Source organism: Bartonella sp. P0282 (assembly GCF_048452985.1).
Taxonomy (GTDB): domain Bacteria; phylum Pseudomonadota; class Alphaproteobacteria; order Rhizobiales; family Rhizobiaceae; genus Bartonella; species Bartonella choladocola.
Window position 1 is genome coordinate 1 of the sequence record NZ_WTFO01000003.1, and the last position, 14,069, is coordinate 14,069.

Here is a 14,069-nt window from a genome sequence, read left to right on the forward strand (position 1 = left end):
GCGAACTGATTGCACTATCCTGCGAGGATCCCGTTTCGAGATAATGCGCCATGTCATCAGAAACCGGTGACAGCGGAACATAAACCGTATCACCCACCGTTACCTTGTCAAAGCCGTTCTTGAAAAACCGATCCTGATTGAGACGGCGCAACCCCCTCAACACTCAGATTATAGCGTTTGGCAACGCTATCAAGCGTATCGCCGGACACCAGAACATAGGCGCGTGTCATCACCGGCGTTGAATAGGTATCATTTAACGAGGAGCGGCCATAACTATCAGGATTCAAACCTCGCGATTGATAATCACCACCCTGATAAGAGTTGCTACCATAAGCCCCCTCATACTGACGATCACGGCTTCTCTGGGCTGCATCCGCCTGCGCTATCGTAAGAAGAAATGTCGAACAAATATAAAAGAATATTGTAAGCCACGAAATCGTTTTGTTTGCAAAACGACTTAAAAAACCACCCCTCATATTCAATCCCCGAGTTGAATATAATCGTAAAAACCGGTCCCCACTTGTTTTTACGACAGAAAACAAGAATCCAATTTGAAGGTTACCATCATTTTGAGTATTAATTCAATACTAATTAAAATGTTTTTACTTCGTTGATGTTAACGTTACGTTTTTAACGTCAACATAAAGGTTCACATTAAAACAGCAAACCTACTCAAAAATGCAGTGTCAAACAACAGTAACGAAGCCCCCCGTTTGCCATAAACCCGATTATTGTATATCGCCAGTTGATCTAACGGGTAAATCCATCTCTACACACTTTAAAGATGAAAATCTTCGGTAAAACTATGTTTATACCTGACGAATTGAGATGAAATTTAACAATTCTCAACAGCTATCCAACATCTGTCGGGACCTGCTCATTATTGACCGGCCTGGATAAGCCCACCCGAACGCAATTTTTTCAGTTTTTTAAATCATTTTTTCAGGCATTTGATGACTATTTTAACGGCAATGGCTGCCTGTTGCGGCTTTTTGATTGACTTTCAAGCCAAACAATTCGGGTTTTCAAAACGTGTTTGATTGGAAATGTTTCGATCTCTTATCTATTTTTAGCCTTGCTTATAGTTGACGCAAATAAAAATACCTATCTAAAGTGCAAGACTACTGACAGGAAGATTCCAAAGGAAACTGAAATGACCATTCGTTCGCGTGCAATCATCGAGACAGAAAATGCTGGCAAATATCTTCAACAACTTGCAAAACATTGGAGCCATAAATTTCCGGATCTGACATTTAATGAAAAAGAGGCTCACATCCCTTTTTCCGATGATGTTACCGTTGACATGTTTGCCGAAACAAACTCTCTCGTTGTTCAGATTGTGTCACCTAATGAATTTGAAGCAATCAAAATTGAAGGTATTTTTGACCAGCACCTTTTACGATTTGCTTTCAAGGAACAGCTTTCGATTGAATGGCACCGCGAAACATTGGCTTGACAGCTATTTGCAACAAAATTGATTGAAAGAGCAGGTATAAACCTGCTCTTTTGTTATTTGCGTTCCCGTTCGCGGGCGAAAACACGATCAATGCAAGATTTTCCCGTTGCAACCGGATTTCACAGTCGAAAAGCCCCCTTCCCCGGTTGCTAGAGAACGATCAATGATGAGAATAAGGCTTTGTCTCTTCAAAGCGGAAGTGTGGGCAATTCCGGCAGTTCTTATCCGGTATTCCTTATCCGGTATTCCTTATCCGGCATTTCTTATAAAGAGCCATTATGAAAAGAAGCCGATAGCCACCCTGCAACGTCTGCCATCGGAATTATGATCGCATTCAACCGGCAGGCTATCAGCTTTCAAAACACCGCGCCGTTCTTTACAGCTTTCGGTCATTCTATTTCAGACTGTCAAAACACCGCCTAATTTTTCTTGTCGCGACCGGAAAGACGGCGTTCGTCATAGGCTTTGACATTTGTATAAGCGAGTGAAAGCAAAGGATGTGTAATGCCAAAATGCTTTGCCCGATTTAACAAATCACCCAAAATATGGTCGCCTTCGGTTTGGTGACCTGCTTCTATATCACGCAACATGGAAGCTGTTGCCAGTGACCGCGAATCTTTGAAAAAAGTGCTCATCTCGTCAATCTGTCCGGCGAGAAGAGGATAGCCGGAAGCATTCGCGATTTCACCATTTTTAACGAGAAAATCCATCATTGCTTCCTGCCCGCCCGGAGCGCGGTTGATTTCTCCGACATTTGCCCGCATCAAACATGTCATACCGGCAAGTGTAGCAAGCCGCACCCATTTGTTCCACATACGCTGTATGGCATTTTTTACGGCCCTCACTTCTACACCTTTGGCATTGTCAAAAAGACTGGCAAAGCGGATTGCACGTTCGTCTTCACCGACCTCTTGAGAGCCGAAAACTCCGATCGCGTCGTCGTTGAGGTGTAAAACAATGCCTTCGGCTGTCAGTGTCGACTGGATAATAACGGAACCGGCCAATACGTTATTTTTGTCGAACTCTTTATTCAAACGGTCAATATGCGCCAATCCATTCAATGCCGGTACAAGAACGGTGTTTTTTCCCATAGCAGGACGGATTGAATCAATCGCGCTTTGAAGATCATATGCTTTGGCTGTAAGAAACACGTAATTGTAGGTTATACCTTGCGAAACCTGTCGGGAAAGCTCTTCCTTTGTAACGGTTTTGACTTGTGTCGTCAGATCGCCTGCCGGGCTTTTTATACGCAATCCATGTTCCTGAAGCAGTTTTTGTCTGGCCGGACGCACAAGAAAAGTCACGTCCCCTCCGGCTTCATGCAACCGCCCGCCAAAATAGCCACCAATCCCGCCTGCTCCCAATATTAAAACCTTTGTCATTTTGAATTTCTCTTCCCTTGGTTTGATAGTTTTGAAATTATTTTATTTGTCTAAATTACTTTTAATTATTCGGAACAGAATTCGCAAACAAAAACCCGGAGGAATGACCTCCGGGCTTTCAAAAATCGTAGCAATGATGAAATTACATGTTATGATTTACTGGCGAACCATCATCAAAATTATGCATTTCCTGATCGCTCACACCATGCCGGGAAACAGGAGAGTTCAGATGACGCCCCGGATAGTAGGAGTCCTCAACCGAACCATCGCCACGATAGAAATAGGCTTTATCTTTGCCTTTGAACTGCTCACTCGGAACGTTGGTTGAATGACCGATGACATAGTGGTTTACCCGGCTACCATCACCAAAACTATTACCGGCAAAAGCGCTGCTTACGCCCAATAGCAAAGCAGATGCGACAAGCATTAATCTTTTCATAATAAACTCTCCTTCTTTTTATTTTTATTTCCGGAATCCCCGCATCTGATCGGGTTATCCGTTTTTTTTAAAAGACCGTTCAAATCGTCGACTTGATGAACATCTCTTGTTACTCACTTAAGAAACTAGCCGGCTGAATACTAATCACATGTCCGTTCAACGTTCACGGAATCGTGATTACAAAATTCCCTTTATTTTTTTGGGGTGAAAACTCTGCGATTGCGAAAGACACAGCCTTCAACAAAATTTGACAAGAGTGACGCACTTTCAGGTGATAGATTGTTATGGTGTTATATTGTTCTATTGTAGTGAACAGGGCTTACCTGATGACTTCCCGTTCAGTCGTGAAACCTCCGAAAATCGGGTTCACTGAAATTTTTCGGCAATCAGGTTTTGTGTCCGCGGAAGGATTATAAATGTTTTGCTAATGTGATGAGCATAAAGCCCAAATCCAATAAATAATTGTGAAATTTTATACAGTTAATAAAAATTACAACTTTATAAATAACATATATTTATACGACTAAAAATACAAAAATATTTTTTAAAAAATTCATAAAGTTTAGAATTTTTCAAATTAAAAATAGCAATAATCAATTTTCAACCTTTAGTGGAATTATAATTATTATTCTTTTTTGATAAATATAGCAGGATGTTAATTTTCCTCTTCCTATTATTATGAATCGCGTGCATGATAAGCTTATTGTTGAAATATTGGAAAATACCCAAGTTCGGGGTGCACATGAATGGGTGGACGGCAAATTGAACCACACGAGATAATCTTTTTTTGGCAATATGCCGGAAAAGAAAAATGGTTCGGTGAAGACGAGCAGTTTGGCAAAGAAATAAGTGACAAATATTTTTTACTTTGGCAAACGGCGCTCTCAGGGCGTTTGAGGTCATGGCAGGCAAGCGATGACGGCTTGCTGGCTTTGATTCTTGTATTTGACCAGTTTTCCCGCAACATGTTCCGTAATGATCCACGGGCTTATTGCAGCGACTATGATGCACTAAAAACCGCCCGTCTGGCTTTGGAGAATGAGACAGATCAACGGACTAATCCGGAATTACGCGGTTTTCTCTATATGCCATTCGCGCATTCGGAAAAACTTGCCGATCAGGAAAAGAGTATTGAACTATTTACTGCTTTGAACAATGCCGACCTATTGCGCGAAGCTGAAATCCGGCACGATATTATCAAACGTTTCGGGCGTTTTCCGCAACGCAATAAAATTATCGGACGCACCACCAAGCCGGATGAACAAATTTTTCTGAACAACCACAACATCAAAAGTTGATTGCCCCGAATTTACCTCTCCTTGCAAAATCAAAAAATTGTATAAATCTTCAAAGCTTGTCCCGATCAAAAAATTCATGCTGTCCACTTCGATCACTACACTTTTGATCTAAAATTACACCAATTGGAAAAGGAAATACCGCATGCAATGTGCCATAACCGGAACTCGCACCTCTGAGGCCGACCGGATAAACACCAATCAAGATCTTCAAAAATTCTGAACAGATTCATAATATAAAATTATCGAAAGTTTTGTAAAAACCCGCTTGATTCTATTTTTTTGATACAAACGGACACCTTGCTAAACCGGAAATTCATAACCGGATCACGATAAAACGCACGATTATTTGCCCGCTTCATCATCTTGAAACAGATGAAAGTTCAATATTCCTAATAGTGATTTTAACACTCGTTCAACCGAATTATTAAAAAGCTGAATTATTCATTCGTAAACAATATGTTAAGAAAGAAATATGAATCATTTTATCAACAAAACATATATTTTTCCCGTTTGACTAAAACATAGATATTTCAAATTGTTATAAAAATCTGTTCCAGCAACAAAAAACTTCCCCTTTCACCGCCCTATCCGCACACAAATGATACAAATATGTGCGGATTTTTTTGCGGCCAAAAGGGGAAGCTCAATATCACATCCGATGCAATAAGCCTGAAAACCTGCTTATGGTTATGCGAGGATTTATATTCGCATTAAACCTCAAGCGGCATCCGCGAATGATGAGCCGGAAAAGGTGATGGTGTGAACTGACAAAACCTTGTCATGAGGAAAAACAAGCTTCCGTGGCGGATTGAATTGTTCGAGTACAAGCTCTTTATCAGTATGATGAGAAAACATTTTTACAAATGCTTTGGGGGCAACCGAATTATCATCCGACATAACTTGCGCGACAACAAAATCACCTTTTTTCACACGCCTTGTCGGATCACAATAAACAATTTCTCCATCACGATAACGTGGCCACATCGTTTCTCCCGATATTTCGACAGCATAAGCGTCGACTGTCCGGATAAGTTGCGGCGGGCATGACACTTCATATAAAACATTGCCATCAAGATCGAATTCGCCGTGTTCCCCACCGACCTCCTGTCCATAAACCGGCAACAGGCGGTTCTGCTCGAAATCGACAAGGCTGTCTTCAACGCTTTTCAAACGACTTTCATTAAAAGCTTCCAATGGCTCGTCTATGAGAACCGGTTGATAGATTGTTTTCATATTCTCTTCTCTTGAATGTTCGATGTTATTTTTTCCTTGTTTGTTTCGCGACTTTTTACCCTTTTTGACGGGGCTATTATCCGCCGGTTTCAGTTTTTTTCCCTTTTTGTTTCCGGTTGCAGATGGAACAACGCCATCTTCAGAATTTGCGGCTGCCATTTCCATAATATTGGCAACGAGTTGTCCGGTGACTATTTCAGGCGGAATACGCACGGTGACACTTTCATTATAAGCCTCCTTACGATTGGCAAGAAGCCGCGTGCGTGCATCAGGCAAAGCCAATGCCCAAACTTCGTCGGGACGAATAGACGGTTTGCCCAGTCCGATCAAAACGCGGGCTATCTTTTCCGTCAGTTCAATGGAGAAATAGTCGGGTGAAAAAGCATTTTCGTCTTCATAGCTTTCGATTATATCAGCGCTCGCAACACCAAGGCTTTTGGCCATATCAATTGTTGACAAGCCCGCACGTTCCCGTAACTCGCGCATTTGCGATGATACCGAAAATAAGTCACGTCCCATAAAAACGCCCATTGTTTGCCTTTCCCATTGTCTGCCCTTCAATGTCGATAAAGCCACCATTTAAAAAACATAATCCTTATCCGTGGCATGGTGTTTTTCGATTGTTGTTTGGTTATAGAACGGAATGGAACGAACTATGTTCCAAAAGAGATTATTATGTTGCATAAAAGCTTGAAAACAGGCGGTCATGAAAACCGGTGAAGAAAGTCGCATCATATGCAAGCTTTACCTCATGAAACCGGCATTCAAAAACGCTCACAGCCCGTTAAAAAACAACGGTTAGAGTGACAGTGTCCATCGCTTCATTAAACCGGAAAGATCGCTTACACTGAAAATGTGGGCTTCAATCTTTGTTTGCTTGACTGACTTGTCGAAAAAATAGCCGGAATATGGTTGCGACCGGTAATAATAGGTGAGAATTGTGCAAAGTGGAAAGCCGATCGTGCTCTCAAAAGCGATCTATGGCACACAAATAGCCGGTCCTCAATCGCTATAACCGGATTACAAAATCATGCTTGTCCACGTTTTATGCTTAACGATATATGTCGTCGCGGATATTCCATGAATTTTATAGTTAAATCACTCGGCTGATAAACGCGCGGAATTTCTGTGTCCGTTTGTTGGTAAAACAACGAACAGACAATGGTAAAAAGGCTCTTTCAATCAGAGCCTTTTTACAATGCGAATTTAGCGAATTACGCCGCAACCGTAGCGGGCGCCCATACTCTCCATTTGGTCGGGAGCATCAGAATAGTTGTCTTGTCCGGAGTGGATCATGAGCGAATGTCCGCGCACATCGTCGAGCTTTTTCAATTTTGGCGCCAGAACCGGCAATGTTGCATTGCCCTTCTCGTCCACGTAGAGCGGCGGCAAATCACCAAGATGACCATTATCATCCCATGGAGCAGAATGGCGGTTGGTGTTTTGTGGATCAAGATGGCCACCGGCAAGCCCGGCAATGTCGACTTTGCCATTTTTACTTGCCAAACCACAATCAGGATTGACGTGAATATGAAATGCATAAAGCCCAGGCCTCAGTTCCTTCAGCTTCGGAGTAAACACGAGACCATAGGCACTTTCGGTAATGGTGACTTCGCCCATTTGATGGCCGAGACCATTTTCGGTTGCGCGATAAATATCAACAGTTAAAGATTGTGGAGATTGCAGAGAGGCTTTCGCACTACTTGCAGCAAAAGCTGCCGTAGATAGCGCAAAGGCCGTCAATGGCAGGGAAAGAGCCAAGACAGGCACACATCTTTTCATGGAAAAACTTCCTTAGATAACTAACCCCGAAGGTAAATAAAAATTTCGTAAAATATCCTCAACGCGGAAACGGGTGCGCACATATCACCCCCAGCGCAACAAATTTACACATCGTTTTAGCTATATTACTTTCTGCCACCATATAAATCACGATATGACGTGAATGATCTATGCTGACAACCTGTTATAACCCTTAATTATACCGGATTCAAATATCAGAGTTGCCTTAAACACGATATTGTTAACAGTTTTAAATTTTTATTCCGGAAATAGCGAATTTTTCGATTAGAATAACCTATTTTTTCGTCTAACTTTTAAACAAAAATTTCTCTTTTTCTGACGAGAAACAGTCTCTAAAAACCCGCTCTTTTACTTATAAAAGTATTTTAATTTCAATATGTTGTTCTATTTTTTTGAATCAAAATTCACAAACTTCTCCTTCACAATATCGTCAGTGAGCTGCGCCCGCTTTCCAAATCCGGCCAATATGGAGATCTCGCATTCACGATGAAAGTCGCCCACAACCTCTTTACATCTTTGCCGAGGAATAGCGTCATCAACATATATCGAGAGGTTCTGCCAACGAGACCGGCAGAATAATTCTTTTTGCTTGAAATTCGATTGTTTCGTTCTGTCAATTTCAGCCCGATAAAAGACCGGTATGCGAAGGCAAAAACCTGCATGGAGGCATTACCCTTATTTTAGAAAAGACAGCGCAAAAGACGGTTGTCTAAAACCTATTATGGAAAACTTGATTGCTGAAACCGGTTGATTGATAAAATTCCGAAAAGTATTAAACGATTCGACGCAACCACTATTATTCAAGAAGCCGCAAAAAGTTTCCAAGCTGTTGTCTTTTCCTTTTGATGAAACGGCTCGCATGGTCATATTCATCCTATAACGGTCGGGCAATGATTTTTAACCTATAATTGTCGGAACGATTGGAACTCTGCTCGTTATTTATAATTGTGCTCCCAAAAGCGATTGATGAAGTGCGTTTTTCTTACCCGGAATAGCAGCGATAAGATCTCGCGTATATTTTTCACGTGGATGGGTAAATATCTGCTCGACATCACCGCTTTCCACCTCGTGGCCGTGTTTAAGAACCGTAACACTGTCGGATATCTGGCGAACAACAGACAAATCGTGACTGACGAAAACGTAAGTCAATGTATATTCCTGTTGCAAACGGTCGAGAAGCGACAGTATTTGAGCTTGCACTGTAACATCCAGCGCCGAAACCGCTTCATCAAGAACAACAATATCAGGATTGAGAACCAGCGCGCGAGCAATAGCAACTCGTTGACGTTGCCCGCCTGAAAGCCCCCTCGGCAGGCGGTCAAATACCGCTTTTGGCAATTCCACCTGATCGAGGAGCTCCATAACACGGGCGCGCCGGCGCTGCTTGTCTTCGTGAGGATAGTTCAGCAACGGCTCTTCGATAATTTTGCCAATCGTGTAACGCGGATCAAGCGAACCGAACGGATTTTGTGAAACAAGCTGGATACGGCGGCGGAAATGGCGCAGTTCCTCACCTTTAAGATGAACCATATCACTCCCGTCGATTGTAATTGTCCCGCTAGCCGGTTTGATAAAACCACAAAGCGCACGGATTGTGCTGGTTTTTCCGGAACCGGATTCGCCGACAATCGCATGGGTAGTGCCGCGCTTAACGCTGAAAGATAAATCTTCTACCGCCCGAAACGATTGTTTACCCGCATAATCTATCACCAGATTTTTAACTTCAACAATCGTTTTATCATCGTGCCATTTTTTCCCGCGTGCCGGAACATGCGTTAATGACGGATCATTGGCTACAAGCTTTCTGGTATATTCCTGTTCGGGCGACGACAACACAATCTGGCTTTCACCGGCTTCTTCCACACGTCCGTCTTTCATGACAACGATTTTATCGGCACGGTCGGATGCGACACCAAGATCATGCGTTACCATAAGAAGCGAAGCGCCTGAATTGACGCGAATATCGTCGATGAGATCGAGAATCAACTTTTGCACTGTTACATCGAGAGCGGAAGTGGGTTCATCCGCAATGATAAGTTGCGGTTTTAAAGCAATCGCTATAGCAATCAAAACACGCTGTCGCATTCCCCCTGATAGCTCATGGGGATATTGTTCTGCACGACGTTCCGGTTCATCAAGCCCGACTTCTCTCAAAAGTTCAACCACGCGGGATTTTATAAGATGTGACGGGCAGGCTTTATGAATGCGAAAAATTTCGCCAATCTGCTTGCCGATCTTCATCAACGGATCAAGCGAAGAAGAAGGATCTTGCGGGATAAGGCTCATGACTTTTCCGCGTAATGCTTGAAGTCGGGATTTTGAAAAGCCTCCGAGATCCTTGCCGTTCAGAAAAATTTTTCCCGTTTCGATGCGGGCATTCGGTTGCAGAAGTCCGAGTATTGCTTGTGCGGTTGTGGTTTTTCCGGAACCGGATTCACCAACGAGTGCCAATGCTTCACCACTTTCAAGCGTAAACGAGACATTATGCGTTACCTCGTTCCAACGCCCGTTATCAAAATAGGAGACAGAAAGATTTTGTACGTCAAGAAGCGGCATTTTCACCACCTGCCCTTCGCGCTAAACAAGCGGCTTATGCGATTGAAACTCAAGACCACGGCAATTGTGACCAGCCCTGGAATTGTCGTCAACCACCAACCGGTCGCAATATAATTGCGCCCCTCGGCAATAATGAGCCCCCATTCCGGTGTTGGCGGCTGGACACCATACCCAAGGAAACCCAATGTGGCGATTTGCAACAAAGCATGACCGAATTGCAATGCGGCATAGCTGATAACCGTATAAAGTGCATTGGGCAGGATATGTCGCCATATGACTGCAAAAAATGTTGCGCCCGAACCATAGGCTGCCTCGATATAATCAAGGCTTTTGATACGCGCCACTTCGGCACGCATAAGTCTTGAAAATCCGGCCACAGAGGTAACGCCGACAGCCACTGCAATCTGTAAACTCCCGAACCCCATAAGCGTAATCACACTGAGTGACAAAAGCAGCGAGGGAATAGACAAAAGCACATCGACAATGCGCATGATGATTGTGTCGACAAGGCCGCCGATACTTCCCGAAACCAGTCCCAGAAAACCGCCGAGAATGAAACCGAAAAGAACCGCTGCCAAAGCACCGGTTAGCGAATGCACCGCCCCATAGACAATACGAGCGTAAAGGTCACGCCCCAATTCGTCGGTTCCGAAAATATGTGTGAAATTCGGAGCAACGAGATGCTCTCCAACCTCGTCAACCGGACTATATGAAGTAAATGCCCATGGCATAATGACAAATAAAAATGCAATAACCAGAATGGCAATGGCAATGACAAGCCCCGGTTCCACTCTTTTAATGGTTACGATTTTTGCCTTTTCCGGCACATTTGAAACGTCGATCAAGTCGGTATTGCTCATTTAACGCCTCCAGCCTTTTTGTTTCAGCCGCGGGTCGATTAACGGAAAAAACAGATCTATGACGAGATTGATGAATACAAATGCCGCAGATGATACAATGACGATGGCCTGAAGCACGCCAACATCCTGCGAACGTACCGCCTGTTCTGTTATTTTGCCGATACCGTTCAAACCGAAGACAGTCTCCGTCACCACCGCGCCGCTTATCAGTTCGCCGAACAGCAGCCCTGCAATCGTCATAACCGGCAGTGCACAATTGCGCAGACAATGACAAACAAGAATGCGAAGATGTGACGCGCCTTTCGATTTCAATACCATTATAAACGGGCTTAATTCGATTTCATCAAGCGAACGCATCAGAATTTGTGCAAGCGGTGCAGAAATCGGAACGGCTAAAGCCGCAACCGGCAATATCATTGCTTCAATGGGACCCGGAACAATGACGGAAATCCACCCTAAATAGAACGAAAATATTTGCACAAGCAGGATGCCCAGCCAAAACAACGGAATGGCGAGAAAAAGACCGGGTAGGCCGAAAAATAAATTTCTCAAGCCCTGAAATGGCGAAAAACTGAACAAGAGAGCAATCAGAAAAGCCAGTATCAGCGCGACCAGAAATCCCAAACCGGCAAGTTTCAAAGTCGCCGGCAAATTTGTAAGAATAAGGTCGGAAACCGGAACCCCTGCTTGTACCGAATAGCCGAGATCGCCATGCAAAAAATTACCTATCGTTTTGAAATATTGGATAATTTTAGGTTCATCAATGCCGTAATTGGCGCGCAGATTGGCAATTTCAGTGGCGTTCAGCCCATATTCGGGGTTAAGAAACTTGACTAAAATTGCGTCGCCGGGGAGAATTTGCAACAAAATAAAGGTTGCAGTGAATGCCGCCCAGAGAACCACAATGGCTTGTAAAAGACGATAGAAACCGATTTTGAGCATTATAAACCTTCGGGCTTTGTGCTTTACTCTCACCAGTTTTCCAACTTTTAACGAGAGCTTTTGTTAAAACGCACCCTGATTTTCCTTAAAAAGAAATCTTCACTTTTCATCAAAAGAAATGTTCGACCGCTTTTTTGAAGAAAGTCCGGTGCCTTTATTTTTGTCGGAAGCCTCATCTTGAAACTGTCATTCCGGCAAAAAATTTGCTGATCTCTTCCCGTTTGACAAAAGTGTTTTTAAACCGGCTTGTTAAACGGGACATTTCAAATCAAGGTTCGATTTGCCAGCCGGTCAATTTCGCGAACCGGCAATGCGACAGGCTGGCAATTTCGCGACCATGCTACTTTTTCGCGATCATCCTACTTTTCTATCCAGCTATTGTAGAAACTTGGACGGCCGACAGATTCAAAACCGATACCCTTGACTTTTGCGGAGCCACCATAAACCTGCGGTTCTTCAAAGATAGGAATGGCATAGGCCTGATCGAGAATATAATCGGTTGCTGCAATAAGTTCGGCATTGCGTTTGACCGGATCGGTTTCTGCCGAAATGTCTTCCAGTTGTTTGTTCAGCTTATCATCAACAAAACTGACGACTTTGTCGCTCAAACCGCCTTTTTGCAATAAAGCATCACGATTCTTGGGATAAAACAGGCTTTTCAACACGTCCGGATCAGCACGCCCGACCATATGTGGCATAACCGGAGTTTTTTGCGGATCAAGATTGTCGATCACTGCATTGGTTCCATCAAATGTTTTGACATTCAAAATAACGCCGACGCGCTTCCACTGTTGGGAAACCAATTGCAACATGGCTTTGTTTTGTGGCTGATGGATCGCTTCATAAGCAGTAAGCACTAGCTTTTTCCCGTTTTTTTCACGAATACCATCCGCCCCTGTTTTAAAGCCGGCTTCATCAAGGAGTGCCTGTGCCTTCGCCTGATCGAATTGAAGTTTTGCACTTTGGTCGGAGTAACCGAAAGCATTACGTGCCATGATAGATGTGGCCAGCGGATAATTTGACGAATAAAGCGTTTTCAGAATTTCCGGACGATTGGTCGCAAAACGCAATGCCTCACGCACCTTCAAATCGGCTACAAGCTCGTTATCGGGGCGAAAGACGATCGAATTGTTGATACCGCGAGTGCCAACCGAATAGACGATATTCCCCGACTTTTTGACGCGATCTTCGTCATAGGCTTGCAACTGCCTGATAAACTGCGCCTGACCGGCAATCAATGCGCCAATACGCACGCTGTCTTCGGGAACAGTCAGATATTTCAATTCATCGAGATAAGCGCGTCCCTGATGGGGTGATTTTTCCGGCGCCCAATTATAATCCTTGCGAACCTTCAAAACAATTTCTTTGCCAAGCGTTTCACTGTCGACATAAAATGGGCCGGTACCAATTATTTTTGTGGCATTTCCCATGGCGTCAAAGGAAAGTGCCAATGTTTTTGGTGAAACAATTCCGGAATTGATCGTCGAGGTTGCCTGCAAAAACCCCGGTGAAGGACGTTTGAAGTGAAAACGCACTGTTAAAGGATCAACAACTTCACTATGGTCATAATTGTTTACCACTTCCGAAACAGGTTGGTGCAAATCCTTATTGCCAAGGCCATAGGTGTCGAAGTTTTTGGCAACAATTGTCGCGTCAAGCGGCGTTCCATCCGAAAAGGTTACGCCCTCGCGCAATTTGAATTCATAAACGGTTTTATCGTCGTTGAACGACCAGGATTTGGCAAGCCATGGCTCGATTTCGAGCGTCTGCGGATTTTGATATGTCAGACGATCGGTTATCTGGTTGAGAATACCGCCATTTGTATAAGTACCGGCAAGTGGTGAATAGAGATTGGTGTGTACCTGTTTGTCGAGGTAAATCAGTGTGCCACCTTCTACCGGTTCTGCTGCCTGAAGCGCCGACATACCAACAGAAAGGACAGAAACAACAGATGAAGCAATAAGAAATTTTTTGAACAAATTTTTCATTTCGGTGCCGCCCTTCAAATCGTTGCGCCTTTATTGAATTCGTCAATATCTTCAAATCCGGTTGCTTCGGGAAACATCGTTTTGTCCTTGCACTTGCGACGGGTTTTTATCG

12 protein-coding genes are annotated in these 14,069 nt (G+C 43.7%); 3 read left to right on the forward strand and 9 right to left on the reverse strand.

The features are described 5' to 3' along the window. Positions 1–107: 107 nt before the first annotated feature. The gene (locus tag GQS64_RS09085) at positions 108–476 is read right to left on the reverse strand and encodes a LysM peptidoglycan-binding domain-containing protein (RefSeq protein ID WP_198231361.1); all 369 of its coding nucleotides are present in this window, start codon (positions 474–476) and stop codon (positions 108–110) included. 677 nt (positions 477–1,153) lie between these two features. On the opposite strand from GQS64_RS09085, the gene GQS64_RS09090 reads away from it, so the two are divergent. Together GQS64_RS09090 and GQS64_RS09095 are read left to right on the forward strand one after the other, a co-directional pair. Beyond that, on the forward strand, positions 1,154–1,456 hold the full coding sequence (locus GQS64_RS09090) for a DUF2218 domain-containing protein (RefSeq protein WP_077992850.1): 303 nt from the start codon (positions 1,154–1,156) through the stop codon (positions 1,454–1,456). Between the two features lie 163 nt (positions 1,457–1,619). Beyond that, positions 1,620–1,784 carry a hypothetical protein gene (locus GQS64_RS09095; RefSeq protein ID WP_198231362.1) on the forward strand — a complete coding sequence of 55 codons (165 nt, stop codon included), beginning with the start codon at positions 1,620–1,622 and terminating at the stop codon, positions 1,782–1,784. Positions 1,785–1,875: 91 nt separating this feature from the next. Here GQS64_RS09095 and GQS64_RS09100 read toward each other — a convergent pair whose 3' ends face one another. Further along, a complete protein-coding gene (locus GQS64_RS09100; protein ID WP_198231363.1) occupies positions 1,876–2,838 on the reverse strand; it encodes a 2-dehydropantoate 2-reductase in 963 nt (320 codons plus the stop codon). A 142-nt stretch (positions 2,839–2,980) separates the two neighbouring features. Next, positions 2,981–3,277, reverse strand: a complete 297-nt coding sequence (locus GQS64_RS09105; RefSeq protein WP_198231364.1) for a hypothetical protein — start codon at positions 3,275–3,277, stop codon at positions 2,981–2,983. 746 nt (positions 3,278–4,023) lie between these two features. Between GQS64_RS09105 and GQS64_RS09110 the strand changes: the two genes are divergently transcribed. Continuing rightward, on the forward strand, positions 4,024–4,575 hold the full coding sequence (locus tag GQS64_RS09110) for a DUF924 family protein (RefSeq protein WP_077992859.1): 552 nt from the start codon (positions 4,024–4,026) through the stop codon (positions 4,573–4,575). Positions 4,576–5,292: 717 nt separating this feature from the next. Here GQS64_RS09110 and GQS64_RS09115 read toward each other — a convergent pair. From GQS64_RS09115 to GQS64_RS09140, 6 genes are all read right to left on the reverse strand, one after another. Then, the gene (locus tag GQS64_RS09115; protein ID WP_246798539.1) at positions 5,293–6,387 is read right to left on the reverse strand and encodes a S24 family peptidase; all 1,095 of its coding nucleotides are present in this window, start codon (positions 6,385–6,387) and stop codon (positions 5,293–5,295) included. A gap of 627 nt (positions 6,388–7,014) precedes the next feature. Then, positions 7,015–7,590: a superoxide dismutase family protein gene (sodC, locus tag GQS64_RS09120; RefSeq protein ID WP_198231365.1), complete on the reverse strand. Its 576-nt coding sequence runs from the start codon at positions 7,588–7,590 to the stop codon at positions 7,015–7,017. 960 nt (positions 7,591–8,550) lie between these two features. Beyond that, entirely contained in the window at positions 8,551–10,167 is a 1,617-nt protein-coding gene (locus tag GQS64_RS09125) for a dipeptide ABC transporter ATP-binding protein (RefSeq protein ID WP_198231366.1), read from the reverse strand. A gap of 2 nt (positions 10,168–10,169) precedes the next feature. After that, on the reverse strand, positions 10,170–11,027 hold the full coding sequence (locus GQS64_RS09130; protein WP_198231367.1) for an ABC transporter permease: 858 nt from the start codon (positions 11,025–11,027) through the stop codon (positions 10,170–10,172). After that, a complete protein-coding gene (locus tag GQS64_RS09135) occupies positions 11,028–11,969 on the reverse strand; it encodes an ABC transporter permease (protein WP_198231368.1) in 942 nt (313 codons plus the stop codon). A 359-nt stretch (positions 11,970–12,328) separates the two neighbouring features. Beyond that, the gene (locus tag GQS64_RS09140) at positions 12,329–13,957 is read right to left on the reverse strand and encodes a TIGR04028 family ABC transporter substrate-binding protein (protein WP_198231369.1); all 1,629 of its coding nucleotides are present in this window, start codon (positions 13,955–13,957) and stop codon (positions 12,329–12,331) included. Positions 13,958–14,069: the final 112 nt, after the last annotated feature.